The following is a 20634-nucleotide window of genomic DNA, read 5'->3' on the forward strand; positions in this document are numbered from 1 at the left end:
AGAATAATTGTCAAGGGGCACCATCGACACCATGCACGACGTCGAAGTCATCGAGAGCGCGGACGCAGCCGCCGCCGCGCTGGACCCGGTCCGGGCCCGGCTGCTCGGCGAGCTGGCCGTCCCAGCCTCTGCGGCCGGCCTCGCGGCCAAGGTCGGCATCGCCCGCCAGAAGGTCAACTACCACCTCAAGGCGCTCGAGGGGCACGGCCTGGTGACCCTGTCCGAGGAGCGCCGCCACGGGGGCATCACCGAGCGTGTGTTGCAGGCTTCCGCGGCCTCGTACGTCGTGTCGCCGGCCGCCGTGTCCGCGTCAGCGGCCGACCCGGACGCCAACGACGACCACCTCTCGGCGGCATACCTCGTCGCCTTGGCCGGTCGGCTGGTGCGGGAGGTCGGCGCGCTGTCCCGCCGCGCGGGCGCCACCGGCAAGCGCCTCCCCACCCTGACCATCGACACCCAGATCGGCTTCCGGTCGGCCGCTGATCGCGCCGCCTTCGCCGACGACCTGACCGCCGCGGTGCTCGACCTGGCCGCTCGCTACCACCATGACGACGGGCGTCCGCACCGGCTCGTCGTCGCCGCCCACCCACTTCCCGAGGAGAGCTGATGAGCACCATCCCGAACGTCCCGTACCGCCTGGAGTTCAGCGTCGAGGTGCCCGGCACCCCGGAACAGGTCTGGCAGGCCATCGCCACGGCGAAAGGCATGAGCGCCTGGTTCCTGCCGACCGAGCTGGAGGAGCGCCAGGGCGGTGCCCTGCACTTCGAGATGGGTCCCGAGATGGGCTCCGAAGGCCACGTCACCGAGTGGGACCCGCCCCGCCGCATCGTGTACGAAGAGGACTGGGCCGCCCTCATGGGGCAGGACCCGGATGCCCTGAGCCCGCTCACGTCGGAGTTCCTCGTCGAGGCGCAGTCCGGTGGCACCTGCGTCGTGCGCGTCACCAGCAGCGGCTTCGGGACCGGCGCCGACTGGGAGTCGGAGTTCTGGGACGACATGGGCGCCAGCTGGATGCCGTTCTTCGACAACCTGCGCCTCTACCTGTCGCACTTCCCCGGGCAGGAAGCCACCCAGCTTGAGGTCAGCGCGGTCCACCCCGGTGAGGCGGGTTCGGTCTGGTCGGCGCTCCGCGACGCGCTCGGGCTGGGCGCCGAGGGGTCGGCCGTCGAGGTCCGCGGCGCCACCGGCACCGTCGAGCGGGTCGGCGAGCGGCAGGCGCTGGTCCGGCTCACCGGACCCGTGCCCGGGATGTTCACCGCCTTCGCGCACGGCGCAGGCGAAGGGACCTCGACCGCGGGGGTGCGCGCCTACCTGTTCTCCGCAGACGCTGCTGCTTACGTGCAGCGGGAGCAGCCCGGGTGGCAGGCCTTCCTGCAAGGGCTGTCCGTCCCCGCCTGACGGTATGCCGCGTGGCTGGCTCCTCGCGCCCCGTGAGTTTGCTCGGGTGGCTAGGTGGTGGCCGTGCCGGCGATGTGGGTGTTGAACGGCAGGAACGGCGAGTGGATCCGGTAGCGAGTCAGCTCCACCTTCGTGAACCCGGCTGACCGGATCGACCCCGCCAGGTCGCGCTCGCACGAGCAGCCTTCGAAGGTCCAGGCCCACGGCCGGCGCAGGACGCGCTGCGACCAGCGCGTCACCGTCCCGGGCTTCGCCGCAACGTGCTCGGCAAAGCTGAAGCGTCCCCCCGGCCGCAGGATCCGACGGATCTCGGCGAGGACGGCCTCCGGATCGCGGACGCTGCACAGCACCAGGCTCGAGATGACTGCATCGGTGCTGGCGTCAGGCAGGTCGATGCGTTCGGCGACGACGCTGCGGAGCTCGAGGTCGACCCCACGGGAGCGGGCCGCACGCCGCAACCGGTGGTGCATGTAGGGGTTGGGCTCGATCGCGATCAGGCGAGCACCGGCCGGCAGGTAGCGCAGGTTCGCTCCGACTCCCGATCCCAGCTCGACCACGGTCGACGGCAGGTCGGCGAAGGCCGCGGCCTTGTGCTGTCGCAGGTGCCAGTTGATGTAGCCGCCCATCGCCGAGAAGAAGGCGGAGTTGAAGCGGCCGAGGAACGGATGTGGTTGGAACGTCAGGTGATCGGGCGCGGTCTGAGTGGTCATGGGTCGAGCCTGCCGGGGGCGGACGGGCCCCGTCAGCAGTGGAAATACCGCACTTGCGAGGTCAGCCCGCGCGGTCCGCGCGTTGAGCCGGCGAGGTCAGCCCGCGAGGTTGGACGCGACGTACCAGGCGGCGATCTGGGCCCGGGACCGGAACCCCAGCCGCGCGCGGATCCGTTCGACGTGCGACTCGGCCGAGCGCTCGGTGATCACCAGCCCCTCGGCGATCTGTCGGTTCGACCAGCCCTGCGCCACCAGCCCCGCCACCTCCAGCTGGCGTGGCGTCAGCAACGGCCGTGGAGACTCGCGGTCCAGCGACGGCAACCCGAGCCCTCCGCGGATGGCGCTCACCAGGGTGTGCGCATCTCCGGCGAAGGGGATGTGGGTGCGACCCGGCAGCACGGTCAGCGTCGCGCCCTCGATGCCTGCGGCCAACCGCTCACCCTCGGCCAGCGGCACGGCCCGGTCCTCGCGGCGGTGGATGACCGACGTGGGCGCCGTGATCCGACCGAGGTCGTCGGCGACGTCGATGGCATAGCACGCCGCCAACAGGTGGTGCGCCCAGGCCGAGGGAGCCGAGTCCCGTTGGTACCGCGAGAACATAGCGCGGAACCCGGCGTCCGCGTCCGGGGCGAAGATCTCCGTCAGCACGTCCGACGCGAAGCCCCAGTGCTGCGCGACGAGGCCCAGCACGTGCTCCCGCACGTCGGGTGCGGCCACACCGTCACCGTCGACCCACCCGCCATACAGGACCAGACGCGTCACCGACTCGGGATGACGGGCGGCCCACCGCACGGCGAGGGGTGCGCCGAAGGAGGCGCCGACGAGGTCGAAGCGCTCGGCCCCCACTGCGGCAGCGACCGCCGCCAGGACCTCGAGCTCCAGCTCCACGACATCGGTGCGGGTGGTGGGCTCCGACAACCCGCACCCCGGCCGGTCGTAGCGCACCAGGGTGCGGCCGTCGCCCAGCTCCTCGTAGAACTGGCGCTCGGCCGGGACCGCCCACCCGAGCTCGAGGTGCGACACCCAGCCCGGCACGTAGATCGCCACCGGGCCCCGGCCGGAGACCGCGAAGCGGATGCCGGTGCCGTCCGACAGCGTGGTCACGCCGAGCTGCTGCTCCACGAGCGACATTGTGCCGCGCGCGCGGACAGCCTCGGGGAGAACACGTCCTCGTCATGAAGGCCGGCATCGGCATGTCCCGAGCCGAGCCGCTGCGACAGGGGGATTGACACCGGCTGGCGCCGGGTCGACCTTGGGGGAGTCCACGAGTCAGCCCAGGGGAGGACGCATCATGGCCAGCTCGATCTTCGCCCGGATCGGCACGATCAAGGGCGAGTCGCGGGATGCCAGGCACAAGGACGAGATCGACGTGCTGTCCTGGGCGTGGGGCCTGTCCCAGGCGGGCAACCTCGGCCACGGGGGTGGAGGCGGATCCGGCAAGGTCAGCTTCCAGGACCTGACCTTCACCCACCACCTCGACAAGTCCTCGCCGAGCCTGATGAAGGCCTGCGCCACGGGCACGCACCTCAAGGAAGCGTCTCCGACGAGGGGGACACCACGGTCGAGAGTGTCGGCCTCGCGTTCGCGAAGGTCGACCTCGAGTACAAGCCGCAGAAGCCGGATGGCTCACTCGATGTCGGCGTGCACTTCACGTACGACCTGAAGGCGAACAAGGAGGGATAGGCCTCCGCCTCGCTTCTGACGAGCGAGGCGGAGGTGAGCGGACGCGAGTCCGTTGTCCTGCGAGGTTCGTTGTCCCTGAAGGGCTTACGGCTCTTCGCCGCCGCCGGCCAGGAAGCCGCGGTGACCGTTGCAGGAGTCGCCGGGCTGGAAGCCGGACGCCTTCAGGTCCTGGACGGTGGCGCCGTTGGCGCGCTCGGCCTGCTGGACGTGTCCCCAGTTCTGGGGCGGGGCTCCACCGGGCCCGGGGAAGCCGGCGCCGTCGCCGTCCTCCAGCCCGGAGAAGGCACAGATGGAGTTGGCGTGAGCCGACCCGAGACCCTGGCCGCCGGGTGGCTGGCCGTTGCCGTTGATCTCACCGGCGCTTGCCGCTGACATGCCGACGAGAACGAGCGCTCCGGCTGCCGCCGGGACGATGAGCAGACGAGTGAGGCGCATGGTGCTCCTTCGATAGCGGATGACCGCCCTGCCCAGCGCAGGGCGTCACTTGACGCTAGGACCGGCCGACCGCCACGCGCCTCCACCGGCACGGTGACTCTTCCTAGAACATCTGCGGTGACAGGCCTTCCAAATCGGGGCAATCAGACCCGGCCCGGGCATATTCGCTTGCCTGTCAACGTTTGGCGTTGGACCCTCAGCGCATGACCACGCCCGCTTTCGACCCGCCCTACGACCAGCTGCTCGCCACCGCCGAGCGGGTCGCAGCCGAACGGCCGGAGGTCGACCTCGACCTCGCGCGGGAGGTGTTCGAGGAGGCGGCGACCTTGCTGTACAACGGCCTCGCCCTCGAAGGGCTGGACGACCACGACGCCCACCTGGTCGTCGCAGGCCTGTGCGACGACCTCGTGTCCGGCGACCCGAGCGCAGCCGTTCGCCGTCGCCCCCAGGCCGTCCTCGACGACCCCGGTGGGCTGCACGACCCGAGGGGCGTCGCGGCGGCCTACGAGATCAGCGCGCGGATCCTGCAGCTCTGAGGGCGCCGGCGAAGGACGCAGCGGGCTCCAGCGAGGGCAGCAGTGCGGCCTGGTAGGCGTGGTAGACGTCGGGCTTGCCGGCCCACACGGTTGCTGCCGGCCGGTTCGACTGGTCGAGCTCGTGCCGCCACGATCCGTTCTCGCGGTCGATGAAGTACCGCTCCGCCTGAGCCCACCACGCGGCATACCAGTCGCCGTAGGACGGGTCGTCCACTGCTCGCCCGAGGGCCCAGGCCGCGCCGATCCCCTCGGCGAGCACCCAGTGGAGCCGGTTGCGCACGACCGGCGTGGCATCGAAGTCGGTCGTGTAGACGAACCCGTCCTGGCCGTCGGCGTGCCACCCGATCCCGACAGCGGTGTCGAACAGCGCCACTGCGTCGTCGAGCAGCCACGACGGCGCCGCGGCGCCGAGGGCGGTGCGCAGGTGCAGCGTCAGGCGCGACCACTCGAGGAGGTGGCCGATGGTGACCCCGTAGGGCCGGAACTGGTCGGCCGGGTGGTCCCGGTTGTAGTCGAGCAGCGGCAGCCAGTCGGCGGTGAAGTGCTCAGGGAGCCGCCAGTCGTTGCCGCGCGCGAACCCGTGCACCACGTGCTCGACGATCCGGGCGGCCTGCGCCCGTGGCACCGGATCACCGGTCACCTCGTGGACGGCCAGCAGGGCCTCGACGGTGTGCATGTTGGCGTTGGCGCCACGGTAGTCCTCCGGGGTGCGCCAACCACGGTCCCAGCTCTCGACGGCCAACCCGTCGGTCTCGTCCCAGAAGTGCGTCGCGAAGACCTCGCGGGCGTCGTCGAGCACGGCCTGGCCGTCGGGGTGGCCGGCGGCGGTGGCGCTGGACGCGGCCAGCAGCACGAAGGCGTGGTCGTAGCAGCCCTTGACCGAGGACACCGGCTCGTGGGTGGACGGGTCGACGGCGCTGAACCAGCCGCCGTGCCCAGCGTCGCGCAGCACTTCCCGCAGGGCGCGTACGCCGTGGTCGAGCGCGGCCTGGGCCTCGGTGTTGCCCTGGAGCACCTCGAGCGCAGCGACATGCGTCATCCGGCAGGTCAGCCAGGCGTGCACCGGTCGCTCGAGCTCCGGCACCCCACTGTCGTCGAGCCACGCGAAGCCGCCGGACGGGTGCACCGCGCCGCGCGCGAAGCTCCACAGCCGCTGGCGCTCGCCCGCCAGCCAGGTCTCGTCGGGCGCGGTATTTGGGGGCGATGGCGGCGAGGGCGCTGACGACATGCGTGGATGGTATGCCGCGTGGTCGGGTGAAGGCGCGCGTCTCACCACGCACTAGGGTTTGGGGCGTGCTGAGGACGACGGCGGCGGTGGTCGCGGGCAAGGCGGCGAGGGCTGCCTCGCGGCTGCGTGGAGGCGGCTCCGCCCTCCCCGGCCTGGTCGCCGAGCGGGTCGACCCCGGGTTCCTCGCGCACGCCCTGGCCGACGTGCCGGGCGGGATCGTGGTCGTCACCGGCACGAACGGCAAGACCACGACCACGAAGATGCTGGTCGCCGTGCTGCGGGCGCATGGTCGCACGGTCTTCACCAACCCCACCGGATCCAACTTCACCCGCGGGGTCATCTCGTCGATGCTCGGCGAGCTGCCCCTGCGCGGGCGTCTCACGGCCGACCTGGCGGTGCTCGAGCTCGACGAGGCACACGCCCTGAAGTTCGCCGCGGCGGTGCGGCCCACGCATGCCCTGCTGCTCAACGTCGCTCGCGACCAGCTCGACCGGTTCGCCGAGATCGACCACACCGCCAAGCTGCTCGCCTCGCTGGCCGAGCAGGCGACGACCGGCGTCGTGCTCAACCTCGACGACTCCTTCGTCGCACGGATCCGCGACAAGGTCGGCGAGGGGGTCGTGGTGCGCTACTTCGGTGTCGACGCGTCGATCGCCGATCGGCTGCCCGAGCTCCAGGAGCAGGACGTGCGGTTCGAGGACGACTTCGTCCCGCCGGTCGCGGGACCTGAGGACGGCCTGCTCAAGCCGAGCGACGAGCGCACCTTCGAGGTGCTCTTCGGTGATCGTGGTGGCGGCGACGGTGGCACGGGCTCCGGCACCGTCGGCCCGCTGGAGCTCCAGCAGCGTGGGCTCGCCGCGATGATCAACGCCACGGCGGCAACCGCCACTGCCCGGCTGCTCCTCGGTGACGCGTTCGACCCGGCCGCGGCGGCGACCGCCCTGCGGGCGGTGACGCCACCGTTCGGTCGCGGCGAGGTGGTCATGGTCGACGGCCAGCCCCTCGAGCTGGTGCTCGTGAAAAACCCCGCCGGGTTCACCGTGGCCCTCGGCACCTACGGCTCGACCCCTGTCGCGACGATGATCGCCATCAACGACAACTACGCCGACGGGCGCGACGTCTCGTGGCTCTACGACGTCAGCTTCGACTCCCTCCGCGAGCGCGGCGTCACGACGACGAGCGGCGTCCGCGGCTACGACATGGCGTTGCGGCTGCAGTACGACGACGTGCCGGTGGCCGGCGTGCAGCCCGACCTCGACCAGGCCCTCGACGCCTTCCTCGCCGAGCACCCCGACGAGCCCAAGCGGATCTTCTGCACCTACACCGCGATGATGGCATTGCGTCGCACGCTGGCCGCCCGCTACGACCTGCCCGACATCGGTGAGGAGGCGTCATGAGCCGGCCCGGCGGCATACCCGACGTCGCGATCCCCGGCGAGCCCGCGGAGTCGGCGCTCGTGCCTGACGCCGACCGCGCCGGCAAGGGCGTCATCCACGTGGTGCACCTCTACCCGCGCGAGATGAGCATCTACGGCGACCTCGGCAACACCCGCACGCTTGCGGCCCGGATCCGGCGCCACGGCTACAGCCCGGTCGTCCACCAGCACCACCCCGGTGGCGAGTTCCCGGAGCAGGCCCACCTCGTCGTCGGTGGCGGCGGCCAGGACTCGGGTCAGGTGCGCGTCGAGGCCGACCTCGAGCAGATCGCTGACCGGCTGCGCTCCCTCGCCGAGGGCGGCACGCCGATGCTGATGATCTGCGGGATGTACCAGCTGCTCGGCAACGCATTCATCACCGTCGACGGCAAGCGCCTGCCCGGTCTCGGCATCCTCGACGTCACCACCCAGGGCAACGCCAAGCGGATGATCGGGCCGGTGGTGCTCTCGACCGACTTCGGCGACGTCGTGGGCTACGAGAACCACTCCGGCTCGACCACCCTCGGTGACGGGCAGGCGCCATTCGGGCGGGTGCGGTCCGGGTTCGGCAACAACGGCACCGACGGCACGGAGGGCGCACGCACCGGCAACGTCTTCGGGTCCTACCTGCACGGCCCGATCCTGCCGGCCAACCCTCGGCTCGCCGACGCGCTGATCGGGCTGGCGGCAGAGCAGGCCACCGGCAAGCCGTTCGAGCCCGCGCCGCAGGACGACGCCATCGCTGACGAGGCGCGCTCGCGCCAGGTCCGCCGCCTCGTCAAGCGCTGAGCAGGCTCAGGCGCCGAGTGGACTCAGGCGCTGAGCAGACTGCGTCCTGAGCCGCCTCAGGCGGTGAGCAGCAGCGCCGCGTAATGACTCTCCAGTGCGCTGACTGTGGGCCCTGCGCGGACCCGCGCAGGCAACAGGGGCGGAGCAGTCGAGTCGTAGCTGTGACCGGTGGGTGTCGTCATGCGCACCGTGTGGCCGGGTCCGGCCCGCACCGTCCTCGCCCGCCAGCCGGGAGCCTCCTTGGCGTAGTTGCACGCCTCGCAGAGCCCCTGCCCGTTCGTCGTGGTCGTGGCGCCGTCGGCACGGGTGGCGATGGCGTGGTCGACGTGCCTGATGGGCGCGTCGCACCACGGCGTGCGGCAGCTCTGGTCGCGCAGCAGGATGAAGCGCCGCACCGTGCCGGTGAACCGTCGACCTGACGCGCTGACGTCGGTGCCCGGTGGCTCGGGCGCACCGGGCCGGTCTGGCTGGTCGGGCGGGGGCTCGGCGACGTGATCCGGGAGTGGCCCCCGGCGTGACGAGATGCGATCCAGGTCGACTCCCTCGGGGCTGGTGAAGACCCGGCGCATCGTCAGGCGGGCGCCTGCCTGCCTTGCGCTGGACACGATGTCGCGTGCGGTCTGCGCCGGCAGCACGTGCCCGCCCAGCCGGGACGGCTCATCGCCGAGCGCTGCAGGCATGACCAGCTGGACCTCGACCGGGACCGCGGCTGCGGTTGTCTGACCGGTCACCCGCTCGACGAGGGTGTCGGCCATCACCTGGCCGCGCCCGCGCTCGTCACCCTCGGCCCGCGCCGATCCGGCGGCCCGCTCCAACGCGGCGAGCACCGCTACGCCTTGGGCGACCGGCAGCAGTGCCGTCAGGTGGGTCATCGTGTCGGGAGCCGGGCGCAGGGTCACGCGGCGCTCGCTGTGAGCCCTCGCCGCGCGCTTGGCCATCGCGGCCGCATCGAGCCGACAGGCGAGCGCCTTGGCTCTGGCCTCGACCTGACGGTCGCCGAGCTGCGGGAGGTCGGCGGCAAGTGCCGCGTCGACCGTGGCGCGGTCTTCCGGACTGAGGCAGGCGGTCTCACGGCAGACGATGGTGGCCCGCCACTCGCTGACCGATCCCGTCTCGAGGTGCTCCATCGTGTGCGGAAGCTCGCGGACCAAGGCTTCGGCCAGGCCGAGGTGCCTGGAGCCACGAGCGGGAGAGTCCTTGCGCGCCAAGGCAATCTGCGCCGCGACACCCCTGCCTCGCCCGCGAGCCGGCACGCCCGCGGCTGCCTGCGACTCGCGCTGGGACCCGGCGAAGGCCGCTGTCGCTCGCGCCTGGGCGCCCGCAGCGGCGGCCTTGATCGACTCCAGCAGACCGATCTGGTCGATCCGCTCGGAGTCGTCCACCTCGGTGTCGAGGAAGGGGAGGCGCCCCAGGACCTCGCGCAGGTCGTCAGTGGTCAAGGCGGACGGCACGGCTCGTCGGTCAGCCACTGACACTGTCATCGCACGCCCCCCAACGCCCCGTCGGTCCCCCCTGCGATGAACCCGGGGAAAGCCGCTTCGAACTGGTGTACCAATCATGGCAGGAGGGTCTGACAGCCGAGAGCCGCCACGAGGTGGCACGCGAGGACGCGGCGGTGCTCACCGTCGACGCCCCGGAGGCCTGCCAGCCACACCGCTCAGGTGAAGGTGGGGCCGGCGTCGAGCCGGAGCTTCAACAGGGCGTCGAGGGCGATCGACTCACCGTCCCGGGCGCCGGCACCGACCTGTAGCGGGGGCGGGCTCGGCTCGAGCGCCACAGAGCGCCACCGCCCGAACCGCTGCGGAGCGGTCACGAGCACGTAGTAGCCGCCGTCGGTCCCGACACCGATCGAGAGGTCGCGCCGCAGGTACCAGCCCTGCACACCGGTGCGGTAGCGGCCACTTCCGGACCACGGCTTCGCGGTCAGCTCCTCGGTGGGGAACCCCGCCTCGCGGGCGCTCGCCACGAACGCGTCGACCAGGACCTGGGCCTTCGCCGACTCGCGTTCGCGCCGCTTGCGGTCCGCGTCGACGTGGTAGGCCGCGCGCTCGGCACGTTCGGCCTTCTCGCGTTCGACGTCCTCCGGGTCAGCCATCGAGGGACTCCTCTGCGGGCGCCGCGGTCTCCTCGACCGGCGCCTTCTTGGGGCTCATCGACCACGCCAGCCAGCCGAGTGCGCCGAGGGGGATCTCCATGAAGTGCGTGAAGAGGGAGAACAGCACGACGGTAGCGCCGGCCTCGGCACTCCCGGCACCCCACCCGACCAGCGCCACGGTCGTCGCGGCCTCGGTGACGCCCAGTCCGCCGGGGGTCACGCCGACCGCCGTGAGCAGCCGGCCGATCGCGTAGGCCGCGAACAGCTGGCCGTAGGGCAGGTCGACCCCGGTGGTGTGCGCACACAGCAGGAAGAGCAGGTAGTAGACCCCGAAGAAGCCGGACAACCCCAAGGTCATGCTGAGCCAGCCGGTGCGGACCACGTCGTTGATGCGGGCGCGCAGGTCGACGACCAGCGTGCGCACGCCCATGCTGCGTCGCTTCCACAGGCGCCCGATCACCTTGTCGAGGCCCTGACCGATGGCGATGGCTGCGCGTTCCGAGGCGAGGATGGAGACGAAGACGAGGAGGATGACCGACCCGGTGAGCGCCCCTGCGACGGCGAGGTCCTCCAGCTTGTTCGGGACGTCCTGGTCGTTGCCGGCCAGCAGCCCGAGGATGGCCAGGACCGGCAGGGCGATCCGGGCCAGGACGTTCCAGACGCCCGTGACGATCGCCGACGTGGAGATGTCGCGGCGCGAGAAGCCCCACGAGCGGCAGATCGTGTAGGTGGCAGCCAGCCCGGCCGCGCCACCACCGGGCAGGAGGTTGCCCACCGACGACCCGGCGACGTTGACGATCAGGGCCTGCCAGTGCCGCAGGCCTCGCATCGACCCGGTGAGGGTGAACGTGTAGCAGTAGAGTCCCACGACGACCCCGCTGAGCAGCACCAGTGCGGTGCCGGTGGGGACCTGGGTCAGGACGTCCCAGATCTTCGACCACGAGGTCTTGGCGAAGTGCGGCACACCCCAGGCCAGCAGGAAGGCCGCCAGCCCCAGTCCGAATGCGCCCTGCACGACAGTCCGGAGCCGAGAGCGGGGCGGGCGGGTGCCCGGACCGTCCGCGCGGCCGTCGGCGGCCTCGACGGTCACGACAACCCTTCGAAGACGTCGTGCGACACCGGCAGACCCACGGGACGCGCGCGGTCGACGAACCACTCGCGCCCGAACACCAGGTCGTAGAGCGGCCTCGGGATCCGCAGGAACGCCGCGAGTGTCCGGTCGGCGCCGTCCTCCGCACTCGCCTGGGAGGCGTGGGCGCGCATGGAAGCCCGCTTCGCAGCGGCATACCGACGCACGTCGATGCGGTGGGTGATCTCGGAGCGGGCGCTGAACGCGCGGCCGAACGCCTCGCGGTCGAACTCGGGTGGGAAGCGGTAGACCTTCGCGGCCAGGCCGACGGCACGCGCGATGGTGTCGCGAGGCACCGTGGCCTCGAGCACGCGTGGCGTCCCCGCGAGGTATGCCGCCCGCTCACCGACCTCGTGCACGCGGACGTGGTCGCGGTGTCCGTAACCACCGTTGCGGTCATAGCTGAGCAGGACGTCGGCACCCTCTTCGCGCAGGACCTCGGCCAGCCGGCCGGCCGCCTCGTCGACGGGAGCGCGCACGAAGCGGACGCGGTCCGGGGGGTCGGGGAGGAGCTCGGGGCCCAGCCCGCTGTCGGCGTAGCCGAGGTAGACGACGCGGGCGACGCCCAGGGCCGAGGCCGACCGACGCAGCTCCTCGAGCCGGCGCGCACCGAGCCCGCCGTCGGCCGCGTAGGCATCGGCGGCGAGCCCGAGGTCGCCGTCGGTGGCCACGACCACGACCACGCGATGGCCCTCTGCTGCCGCGCGCGCCAACGTGCCCGAGGTCAACAGGGCCTCGTCGTCGGGGTGGGCGTGGAAGGCCACGAGCGTGTGGGTCATCACCGGCCATCCTGTCGCATGGCAGGCTCTTGCCTGTGAAGGTGGCCCTGCTGACGGACTGTTACCTGCCCAGGCTGGGCGGGATCGAGGTCCAGACGCATGACCTCGCAGCCCAGCTGCAGGCGCGCGGTCACGAGGTCGAGGTGTTCACCGCCACGCTGGGTGAGCACGGGGAGCGGCACGGTTTCGTCGAGGAGGTCGACGGCGTGCCGGTCCACCGAATGGCGATCCAGCTCCCGTGGCAGCTGCCCGTGAACCCCTTCGCACCACCCGAGGTGCGGCGGCGGCTCACCGCGGGAGGGTTCGACGTGGCGCACGTGCACATGGGGGTGGTGAGCCCCTTCGCCACCGACCTGGCTCGGGTCGCCCTCGGGTTGGGGATGCCCACCGCGATCACGTGGCACTGCCTCATGGAGCGCTCGCAGCCCGTCTTCCGGGCGCTCGGCCACGCCCGGCGGTGGGGTGCGCGCGGTGCTGCCCTGTCGGCCGTGTCCGGGGTGGCGGCGACGTCGGTGCAGTCGGTCGTGGGGCGCGGCACCGAGGTCCGGGTCTTCCCCAACGGCATCGACACCGCGCTGTGGCGACCACCAGCCCGGAGCGGGCGGTCGCACGATGCACCGGTCGAGGTGGTCGCGGCCATGCGCTTCGCCGCCCGCAAGCGCCCCTTGGCCGTGCTGGAGGTGGCTGCCCGCGCGCGCGACGTCGCGGGGGGTGACCGGCCGATGCGGCTGACGTTGTTCGGGGAGGGGCCGGAGCGGAGCCGGCTCGAGCGGTTCGCCGAGCGGCACGACATGACGGACTGGGTGTCGATGCCCGGTCGGGTCGGCCGTGCCGCGCTGCGAGAGCGCTACTGGCACAGCGACATCTACCTCACCCCCGCCCGGCTCGAGGCCTTCGGGATCGCAGCCCTGGAGGCTCGGACGGCTGGACTGCCGGTCGTCGCCCGACTCGACACCGGCGTGGGGGACTTCGTCGTCGACGGCGTGAACGGCCTCCTCGGCGCGGACGACGTGGCGCTCGCGGAGGGGTTGGCCCGGCTGGTCACCGATCCCGCGCTGCGCCTGCGGATCGCCACGCACAACCGGGAGGTCGGGCCCGACCAGGACTGGCCCTCGGTGGCGGCCTTGGCAGAGGACGAGTACCGCCGGGCGGGCGCGTCGTGACCGAATCCCTTGGCCCACCGAGTTCCCTTGGCCCCCAGAGCGATCCGATCGTCGTTCGTGCGAACGCAGCCCCCGGGCGGCGGGTGGCCGAGTTCGTCCTCGCCCACGGCGCCGACCCCGTGCGCGAGCTCGCGCGCCTCGGCTGGTCGCGTCCCCACCTCGACGACGCACGCCGTGACGACGACGGCTCACTCGTCCTGCACTTCACGGTGACGCCTGCCTCGGCCGTCGCGCCGACGCAAGCACCCGTGCCCACCGACCCCGGTCTGGTGCTCGCACCCGGGGAGGAGGCGAGCCCCTACCAGCGCACCGCGGCATACGGCGTCGTCACCAGCGCCCGCGGCGTCCTGCTCACCGAGCTCTCCGAGCTCACCTCCGCCCCCGGTCGGTGGACGCTTCCGGGTGGTGGCCTGGACCCCGGCGAGCAACCGGTGGCTGGGCTGCACCGCGAGGTCTGGGAGGAGAGCGGTCAGTCGGTCGAGTCCGTGCGCCTGCTCGAGGCGCACACCTCGCACTGGATCGGCCGGGCCCCCAGCGGTCGGCTCGAGGACTTCCACGCCGTCCGCATCGTGTATGCCGCGTGGTGCCCGCAGCCGTCCGACCCGGTCGTGCACGACGTGGGCGGCTCCACCGCCGACGTGCGCTGGGTGCCTCGCGACGAGCTGGAGCGCTACCACCTGAGCCGGTCGTTCGCGCCCCACATGCGACGCTGGCTCGCTTCCTGACGACCGCCCCTTCACAGCTTTATCGGGTCAAGGGACAACATTGACCCTCACACGACTTCGCTTCCGGTGTGAGGGTCAACGTTCCTGCTGGACCCGATAAAGGTGGGGTATGCCGCGGGGTCAGCTGGTCTTGCTGTTGCGGCGTGAGGTGACCAGGCCGACCAGGCCGAAGAGCACCAGCACCGCTCCGGTGAGCACGATGCCGACCGGGCCGACGTCGCCCCAGTCGACGGTGAGGTCGCCGAGCTCCTGGGCGAGGATGATCCCCGCGACGGCGAGGCAGACCAGTCCCAGCACGATGGCCGGGGCGTGCGGTCCACTCGGCCGCTCCGGCAGGGGAGCGATGCCGTGCTCGTCCGCACGGGCAGCCGTGGCCGGGGTGTCGGCTCGCTGGACCTGGTTGCCCTCGGTGGTGTCGAGCTGCTCGGTCCGGTCGAACTGCTCCGTGGTGTCGCTGTGCACGGTCTGCTCCAACTGCGTGGTGTCGTCGGCGGTCGTCTCGTCGGTGGTGTCGTCTGCGGTGGTGTCGTCTGCCGTGGTGTCGTCTGCCGTGGTGGCGAACGTCGTCTCGTCCTGCGGGTCGCCGGGCTGGGTCGCGTCGGACTTGGTCATGGGACTCACTCCTTGCCGATCAGGATCTGGCCGAGACCCACGTGGGCGTCGACGACGACGTCGGGCGTGCCGGTGCCGAAGGTCTCGACGGTGCTGATGTTGCGCCCGTCGCGCCCGTCGAGCTGGATCGGGTCGCCGTCCCCGTTGGTCCCGCGCGGGGCGATGGGGCCGAGGTCGGCCGTGTCGATCCGCGAGATGTCGCCGGCACCGACGGAGCTGCGCACCTCGACCGTGAGGTTCTCCGGGATGTAGATCCGGAGCTCACCGATGCCGACCCGGGCCTCGATCTCGCGGGCGGTGCCGGGGTTGTCCGGGGCGTTTGCGAGGTCGAGCTCTGCCGACCCGATGCTCAGCCGGTAGCGCTCGGACGTGTCGGTGGCCGACGGACGCCAGGTGCGCTCGCCGATCCCCCCGCCGAAGGTCACGTCGGGGACCACGGACGCGGTCCAGGTGACCAGGGCCAGCACGATCGCCAGGAAGCCGGTGAACCCGGCGCGCCGACCGAGCAGGCCGAGGACGAGGGTGCCGAGGCCGAGCACGCCGAGGGCTGCTGCGAGGGCCACCGTCTCGTCACTGCCCGGCCAGTTGGCCGCGTCGTGGATCGAGAGCGTCGCGCCGTAGGCCGCCAGGGCCAGGCCGCCGACGAGCAGGGTGGCGACGAAGCCTCCGCTGCGACGCCGGGGGACCTTGGGCGGCCTGGGCCGCGGTGCGACCGGGGTGGGCGGCGGTCCGTAGACCCCGCCGGGGGGCGTGGCCACGGGAGCCGTGGCTCCGGGGGCGGGGGCGTACGTGGTGGTGGACACGGCGGCATACTCCTGCGTCGGGGAAGCGGTGGACTCGGGCACGGGACTCGTCTGCGTCTGGTCAGCGGGCGAGGTGACGCCGGGTGGAGTGGCGCCGGGGGCGGCATACGCAGCAGGTGCGGCGGCGTAGGGGGCCGGTGCGGCATACGGGGCTGAGTACGAGGCGGGCGGGGGACCGTAGGCGGGCTGGCCGGCGCGGGCCTTGCGGCCGTCGCGGTTCCGGGTGACCAGCCACACGACGAGCCCGATCGGGACGACCACCCACCAGATCCAGCCGAGCCCGGACGAGTCGCCGGTCAGGCCGTTGGCGCCGATGAGCGACAGCCCGATCACGACCAGCAGGATGATGCCGAGCACGTCACCGTCGCGCAGCGCCTTCTCGGCGATGATCTCCTCGCGGTTGTTGGGCAGGAACGCCCACGCGATGAGGTAGACGGTGATGCCGACGCCGCCGAGCACGACCAGGAGGACCAGGACCGCGCGGATCACGATCGGGTCGACGCCCAGGCGGGTGGCGATGCCGGAGCACACACCGGCGAGCCACTTGTCGTCGCCGTCGCGGCGCAGGTCCACGGAGCGGATCCAGCCGAAGAAGCGGTCGAGCCCGGTGACGTGGCCGTCGGAGCTGGTCTGGTTGGTCGGGCCTGCGGTCGGCCCAGGGTTCTGCGTCATGTCATCCATGGTGTCCGTGCCGGGAGGTCGCTGCCATGAGGGTCGACCCTGAACCGACCCTGAAGGGTGCCGAGACCACCCTGAATAGGTTCGGTATCCACGCGTTCGTGCGTCAGGATGAGGTCATGCCGACTCCCTACGAGCGGCCCGTCCCCCCAGCGGAGGCGAGGGCCGCAGAACGCCGCGCCGCGCGTCCGCAGCTCACCCGCCCCGCTGAGGGCAAGGTGATCGCGGGGGTCGCGATCGGGCTGGCCCACCACCTGGGCTGGCCGGTGCGCTGGATCCGGTTGGCGTTCGTGCTGATCTCGATCCCCACGGGTGCTGGTCTGGTCGCCTACGTCTTTCTCTGGGCGCTCACGCCGCAGTCGCGCGGCGGGGTGGTCGGTCGTGGTCGTCGTGCGGTCGACCCGGCCGACGCCGACGCCCTCGCCAAGGCCGGGGGTGTCCCTGAGCCGGTCACCGGTGCGGGCGAGCGTGATGCCACGAGGGTGCTGCTGGTCGGTGGGCTGATGCTCGGCATCGGACTCGTCGTGGTGGCCCAGAACGCCGGCCTGAACGCGCGCCTCGGCATCCTCGTGCCCCTCCTCGTCGTGGCCGCCGGAGCGGTCCTCGCGTGGTCCCAGCTCGACGACTCCCAACGCGGTCGCTGGCTCGGATCCGAAACAGGCACAAGGCGATTCAGTGTTGCGCGTCTCGCGTTCGGTGGCGTGCTGGCGCTCACCGGCCTCGTCATCATGGCGACTCGAGGCCGGTCGCTCGCCGCGATCTGGGACATCGGCGCCGCCGTCCTCGCCGTCCTCGCGGGCGTCGCGCTGATCGCCGCTCCCTGGGCGCTGCGGTTCTGGTCCGACCTGCGCCACGAGCAGGCCGAGCTCGCCCGGGCGACCGAGCGCGCCGACATCGCCGCGCACCTGCACGACTCGGTGCTCCAGACGCTGGCCCTCATCCAGCGCAAGGCCGGTGACCCGGGCGCCGTGACCCAGCTCGCCCGCGCCCAGGAGCGCGAGCTGCGCTCGTGGTTGTATGCCGGTCCCTCCGACTCCGATGCGACGCTCGCCACCGCTGTGGTCGAGGCTGCGCACGAGGTGGAGGACCTGCACGGCACGCCCATCGAAGTCGTCTCGACCGGCGACCGGCCGCTCGACGACGGTGGCCAGGCGCTCGTCCGGGCCGTGCGGGAGTCGCTGCTCAACGCGGTCCGCCACGGTGCACCGCCGGTGTCGCTCTACCTCGAGGTCGGCCCGTCCGGGGTCGAGGCCTTCGTGCGGGACCACGGCCCGGGGTTCGAGGTCGGCGAGATCCCGGAGGACCGGCTCGGTGTGCGTCAGTCGATCCTGGGCCGGATGCAGCGCCACGGTGGCGCCGCCAAGGTCCGCCGGCTCGAGCACGGCACCGAGGTCAGCCTCAGCCTGCCGCCCGACCTGCGTCCGCCCCAGCCCGTGCCCGAGAACGACCACACCACGAACGCCCAGCCGCCCACCACACCGCCCACGAACGTCCAACCCGCAGCGGAGGAAACCCGTGAACACGCCTGAGAAGAAGCCCGTCGAGGTCGTCCTCGTCGACGACCACCGCATGTTCCGGTCGGGGGTCAGGGCCGAGCTCGGGCAGGCGGTGTCGATCGTCGGCGAGGCGCCCGACGTCGACGCGGCCATCGCGGTGATCCGGCAGGCCAAGCCGCCGGTCGTGCTGCTCGACGTCCACCTGCCCGGCGGCAACGGGAACGGTGGGATCGATGTCATCCACGGCTGCAAGGGCCTGGAGACCGTCGACGGCCAACCGGTGCGGTTCCTGGCGCTCTCGGTCTCGGACGCGGCGGAGGACGTCATCGCCGTCATCCGGGCCGGGGCCCGCGGCTACGTCACCAAGACCATCAGTGCCACCGACCTGACCCGCGCCATCCAGCGGGTGGCCGACGGCGACGCGGTGTTCTCCCCCCGGCTGGCCGGCTTCGTCCTCGACGCGTTCGGCGCCGCTGCCGGCGAGGTCGCCCAGGTCGACGAGGAGCTCGACCGGCTGTCGGCCCGGGAACGCGAGGTGATGCGGCTGATCGCGCGCGGCTACCAGTACAAGGAAGTCGCCAAGGAGCTGTTCATCTCGGTCAAGACCGTCGAGACCCACGTGTCGTCGGTGCTGCGCAAGCTCCAGCTGTCGTCGCGCCACGAGCTGACCGCCTGGGCGATGGGCCGCCGCCTTCTCTGACCGTCCTTGGTCGGCTAGGGGGCGATGTCTTCGGTGCCGCCACCGGTGCCGGCGGCCCGGGCGCTCGGACCGCCGCGACCGGTCGTGCGGGGGTCGACGTAGCCACCCTCGGGTGGCACCATCTCGGCCCGCACCCCCAGGAGGCGGATCGGCCGGTCGTCCTCGAGAGCGGCCAGCAGGTTGAGGGCGGTCTGCGCGATGACCTCGGCGTCGAACGTCGGCGCACCCAGCTTGCGGACCCGGTTCGTGGTGAAGAACGGCGCGAACCGCACCTTGAGGAAGACCCGCTGGCACGGTCGCTCCTCCCGCCGGATGTCCTCGACCACCTGGGTCGCGAGCAGCCGGATCGCCTCAGCGATCTCGGCAGGGGCGACGAGGTTGGTCTGGTAGGTGGTCTCGCGCCCATGCGCCCGCGCGACCCACGGGGTGTCGTCGACGGTCGCGGAGCTCACGCCGCGGCCGAGCCGGCCGTAGTGCGGGCCCATCGACGGTCCGAACTCCGCCACAAGGGTCGCCTCGTCAGCCGAGGCAAGGTCGCGCACCGTCTGGTAGCCGTGGGAGGCCAGCCGCTGCGAGATCTTCGACCCGACGCCCCAGAGCGCGATCGTCGGCCGGTCGCCTATCACCTCGAACCAGTTGTCGCGGGTGAGGACGTAGACCCCGCGGGGCTTGCCGAAGTCGGTCGCGATCTTGGCACGCACCTTGGTGTCACCGACGCCGACGGAGCAGTGCAGGTCGGTCGCCTCCAGCACTGCCGCCCGGATCGCCTGGGCGTAGCCGACCGGGTCGTCCGTGGTCACGCCGACGAACGCCTCGTCCCAGCCGAGCACCTCGACGACCGCGCCGGGCATGCTGCGCAGGGTCTCCATGACCCGGGCGGACGCCTCCTCGTAGGCAGGCCCGTCGACCGGCAGGAAGACCGCCTCCGGACACCGCCGCACGGCCACCTTGAGCGGCATACCCGACCGCACCCCGAACTCGCGTGCCTCGTAGGACGCGGTCGACACCACGGCGCGCTCGGTCGGGTCGCCGCGGCCCCCGACGACCAGGGGCACCCCGGCCAGCTCCGGGTGGCGCAGGATCTCGACAGCAGCGATGAACTGGTCCATGTCGACGTGCAGCACCCACGGCCTGGCCACAGGCGCCTGGTCCCCGGTCGGCTCCGACGTCACGGGCCCATCCTGCCGCGTGCCGGTGTCAGTGGGCGCGGATCAGTGCCTCGGCGAGGGCAGGCTCAGGGGATGAGCAGCAGCTTGCCGGTGGTGCGGCGGGCTTCGAGGTCGTCGTATGCCGCGGCCGCGTCAGTGAGCGGGTAGCGGCCGCCCACCTCGACGACGAGCCGTCCGGCCGCGATGTCGGCGAGCACCGAGGTGCCGCGCTCGAGCAGCTCCTCGCGGGTGGCGGTGTAGCTGCCGAGGGTGGGGCGGGTGAGGAAGAGCGACCCGGCGGCGTTGAGCCGCTGGATGTCGAAGGGCGGTACCTGTCCGCTGGCCCCGCCGAACAGCACCAGCATCCCGCGCGGCCGCAGCGAAGCCAGCGAGGCGTCGAAGGTCGCCTTGCCGACGCCGTCGTAGGCGACGTCAACTCCGTTGCCACCATTGGCCGACCGCACCTGGCCGGCGAGGTCGTCGGCCTCGCGGTAGTTGATCACCGCGTCGGCGCCGAGTCCGCGGGCGATCTCCAGCTTGTCGGCCGAACCCGCGGTGGCGATGACCCGGCCTCCCTTGGCCTTGACCATCTGGACGAGCAGCTGGCCGACGCCGCCCGCCGCGGCGTGGACGAGCGCCGTGGTGCCGGGCCCCACGGCATACGTGGAGTTGACGAGGTAGTGCGCCGTCATGCCCTGGAGCATCGCTGCGGCGGCGACGTCGAGCGCGACGCCCTCGGGCACGGGGACGAGGCTGTCGGCAGCCCGGTTCACCACGGAGGCGCCCGCGCCGAGGCCGGAGCCCCACGCGACCCGGTCGCCGACGGCCAGGTCGCTGACCCGGGACCCGACGGCCGTCACCGTGCCGGCCCCCTCGGAGCAGGACACGAACGGCGTCGAGAGGGGGTAGACACCCTGGCGCTGGTAGACGTCGATGAAGTTGACGCCGACGGCAGCGACCTCGACCTGGACCTCACCCGACCCGGGGGGTGCGACCTCGACGTCGCGGACCTCGAGGACCGAGGAGTCGCCGGTGCGGGGGACGACGAGGGCGCGGGCGGAAGCGTCGGCAGTGGTGTCGGAAGCCATGCTCCGACCCTACGTCCTGCCTCCC

General features: G+C 72.1%; 22 protein-coding genes. 10 read left to right on the forward strand and 12 right to left on the reverse strand.

Going from position 1 to position 20634, the window contains the following annotated elements:
* Nucleotides 1-31 precede the first annotated feature (31 nt).
* Complete coding sequence (locus ASG95_RS04910) at nt 32-607, forward strand: helix-turn-helix domain-containing protein (protein WP_056923031.1); 576 nt, start codon at nt 32-34, stop codon at nt 605-607.
* The gene (locus ASG95_RS04915; RefSeq protein WP_056923030.1) at nt 607-1398 is read left to right on the forward strand and encodes an SRPBCC domain-containing protein; all 792 of its coding nucleotides are present in this window, start codon (nt 607-609) and stop codon (nt 1396-1398) included. The genes ASG95_RS04910 and ASG95_RS04915 overlap by 1 nt, the downstream gene beginning before the upstream one ends.
* 50 nt (nt 1399-1448) lie before the next feature.
* Here the strand turns inward: ASG95_RS04915 and ASG95_RS04920 are convergent, their stop codons facing one another.
* Together ASG95_RS04920 and ASG95_RS04925 are read right to left on the reverse strand one after the other, a co-directional pair.
* The gene (locus tag ASG95_RS04920; protein WP_056923029.1) at nt 1449-2108 is read right to left on the reverse strand and encodes a class I SAM-dependent methyltransferase; all 660 of its coding nucleotides are present in this window, start codon (nt 2106-2108) and stop codon (nt 1449-1451) included.
* Between the two features lie 96 nt (nt 2109-2204).
* Nucleotides 2205-3239, reverse strand: a complete 1035-nt coding sequence (locus tag ASG95_RS04925; protein WP_056923028.1) for an alpha/beta fold hydrolase — start codon at nt 3237-3239, stop codon at nt 2205-2207.
* A 160-nt stretch (nt 3240-3399) separates the two neighbouring features.
* On the opposite strand from ASG95_RS04925, the gene ASG95_RS20700 reads away from it, so the two are divergent.
* On the forward strand, nt 3400-3771 hold the full coding sequence (locus tag ASG95_RS20700) for a type VI secretion system tube protein Hcp (protein ID WP_235543395.1): 372 nt from the start codon (nt 3400-3402) through the stop codon (nt 3769-3771).
* 104 nt (nt 3772-3875) lie between these two features.
* Here ASG95_RS20700 and ASG95_RS04935 read toward each other — a convergent pair whose 3' ends face one another.
* On the reverse strand, nt 3876-4226 hold the full coding sequence (locus ASG95_RS04935) for a hypothetical protein (RefSeq protein ID WP_057376752.1): 351 nt from the start codon (nt 4224-4226) through the stop codon (nt 3876-3878).
* Nucleotides 4227-4429: 203 nt separating this feature from the next.
* Between ASG95_RS04935 and ASG95_RS04940 the strand changes: the two genes are divergently transcribed.
* Nucleotides 4430-4762, forward strand: a complete 333-nt coding sequence (locus ASG95_RS04940) for a hypothetical protein (RefSeq protein ID WP_056923025.1) — start codon at nt 4430-4432, stop codon at nt 4760-4762.
* Here the strand turns inward: ASG95_RS04940 and ASG95_RS04945 are convergent.
* A complete protein-coding gene (locus ASG95_RS04945; RefSeq protein ID WP_057376753.1) occupies nt 4737-5990 on the reverse strand; it encodes an AGE family epimerase/isomerase in 1254 nt (417 codons plus the stop codon). The genes ASG95_RS04940 and ASG95_RS04945 overlap by 26 nt on opposite strands.
* A 65-nt stretch (nt 5991-6055) precedes the next feature.
* Here ASG95_RS04945 and ASG95_RS04950 point away from each other — a divergent pair, with 65 nt between their 5' ends.
* Together ASG95_RS04950 and ASG95_RS04955 are read left to right on the forward strand one after the other, a co-directional pair.
* Nucleotides 6056-7387 (forward strand): Mur ligase family protein, encoded by a 1332-nt coding sequence (locus ASG95_RS04950; RefSeq protein WP_057376754.1) that lies wholly within the window; start codon nt 6056-6058, stop codon nt 7385-7387.
* Nucleotides 7384-8193, forward strand: a complete 810-nt coding sequence (locus tag ASG95_RS04955) for a type 1 glutamine amidotransferase (protein ID WP_057376755.1) — start codon at nt 7384-7386, stop codon at nt 8191-8193. Before ASG95_RS04950 ends, ASG95_RS04955 begins: the two co-directional genes overlap by 4 nt.
* 56 nt (nt 8194-8249) lie before the next feature.
* Here the strand turns inward: ASG95_RS04955 and ASG95_RS04960 are convergent, their stop codons facing one another.
* From ASG95_RS04960 to ASG95_RS04975, 4 genes are all read right to left on the reverse strand, one after another.
* Nucleotides 8250-9662: a DUF222 domain-containing protein gene (locus ASG95_RS04960; RefSeq protein WP_200961874.1), complete on the reverse strand. Its 1413-nt coding sequence runs from the start codon at nt 9660-9662 to the stop codon at nt 8250-8252.
* Between the two features lie 188 nt (nt 9663-9850).
* A complete protein-coding gene (locus tag ASG95_RS04965) occupies nt 9851-10288 on the reverse strand; it encodes a hypothetical protein (RefSeq protein ID WP_057376756.1) in 438 nt (145 codons plus the stop codon).
* Nucleotides 10281-11378, reverse strand: a complete 1098-nt coding sequence (locus ASG95_RS04970) for a lysylphosphatidylglycerol synthase transmembrane domain-containing protein (RefSeq protein WP_082592337.1) — start codon at nt 11376-11378, stop codon at nt 10281-10283. The genes ASG95_RS04965 and ASG95_RS04970 overlap by 8 nt, the downstream gene beginning before the upstream one ends.
* A complete protein-coding gene (locus ASG95_RS04975; RefSeq protein ID WP_057378731.1) occupies nt 11375-12196 on the reverse strand; it encodes a PIG-L deacetylase family protein in 822 nt (273 codons plus the stop codon). The genes ASG95_RS04970 and ASG95_RS04975 overlap by 4 nt, the downstream gene beginning before the upstream one ends.
* 41 nt (nt 12197-12237) lie before the next feature.
* On the opposite strand from ASG95_RS04975, the gene ASG95_RS04980 reads away from it, so the two are divergent.
* Nucleotides 12238-13359 carry a glycosyltransferase family 4 protein gene (locus tag ASG95_RS04980; RefSeq protein ID WP_235543397.1) on the forward strand — a complete coding sequence of 374 codons (1122 nt, stop codon included), beginning with the start codon at nt 12238-12240 and terminating at the stop codon, nt 13357-13359.
* A gap of 83 nt (nt 13360-13442) precedes the next feature.
* Entirely contained in the window at nt 13443-14084 is a 642-nt protein-coding gene (locus ASG95_RS04985) for an NUDIX hydrolase (protein ID WP_057376758.1), read from the forward strand.
* A 120-nt stretch (nt 14085-14204) separates the two neighbouring features.
* On the opposite strand, the gene ASG95_RS04990 is transcribed toward ASG95_RS04985, so the two are convergent.
* Both ASG95_RS04990 and ASG95_RS04995 read right to left on the reverse strand, forming a co-directional pair.
* Nucleotides 14205-14696 (reverse strand): hypothetical protein, encoded by a 492-nt coding sequence (locus ASG95_RS04990; RefSeq protein ID WP_057376759.1) that lies wholly within the window; start codon nt 14694-14696, stop codon nt 14205-14207.
* Nucleotides 14697-14701: 5 nt separating this feature from the next.
* Nucleotides 14702-16171, reverse strand: a complete 1470-nt coding sequence (locus tag ASG95_RS04995; RefSeq protein WP_162259366.1) for a PspC domain-containing protein — start codon at nt 16169-16171, stop codon at nt 14702-14704.
* Nucleotides 16172-16296: 125 nt separating this feature from the next.
* Between ASG95_RS04995 and ASG95_RS05000 the strand changes: the two genes are divergently transcribed.
* Both ASG95_RS05000 and ASG95_RS05005 read left to right on the forward strand, forming a co-directional pair.
* On the forward strand, nt 16297-17706 hold the full coding sequence (locus ASG95_RS05000) for an ATP-binding protein (RefSeq protein WP_082593058.1): 1410 nt from the start codon (nt 16297-16299) through the stop codon (nt 17704-17706).
* The gene (locus tag ASG95_RS05005; RefSeq protein ID WP_056923017.1) at nt 17693-18373 is read left to right on the forward strand and encodes a response regulator transcription factor; all 681 of its coding nucleotides are present in this window, start codon (nt 17693-17695) and stop codon (nt 18371-18373) included. Before ASG95_RS05000 ends, ASG95_RS05005 begins: the two co-directional genes overlap by 14 nt.
* 14 nt (nt 18374-18387) lie before the next feature.
* On the opposite strand, the gene ASG95_RS05010 is transcribed toward ASG95_RS05005, so the two are convergent.
* On the reverse strand, nt 18388-19545 hold the full coding sequence (locus tag ASG95_RS05010) for a DNA polymerase IV (protein WP_255358312.1): 1158 nt from the start codon (nt 19543-19545) through the stop codon (nt 18388-18390).
* Nucleotides 19546-19607: 62 nt separating this feature from the next.
* Entirely contained in the window at nt 19608-20609 is a 1002-nt protein-coding gene (locus tag ASG95_RS05015; protein WP_057376761.1) for a quinone oxidoreductase, read from the reverse strand.
* Nucleotides 20610-20634 lie beyond the last annotated feature (25 nt).

The organism is Phycicoccus sp. Soil803 (genome assembly GCF_001429685.1).
Taxonomy (GTDB): Bacteria; Actinomycetota; Actinomycetes; order Actinomycetales; family Dermatophilaceae; genus Pedococcus.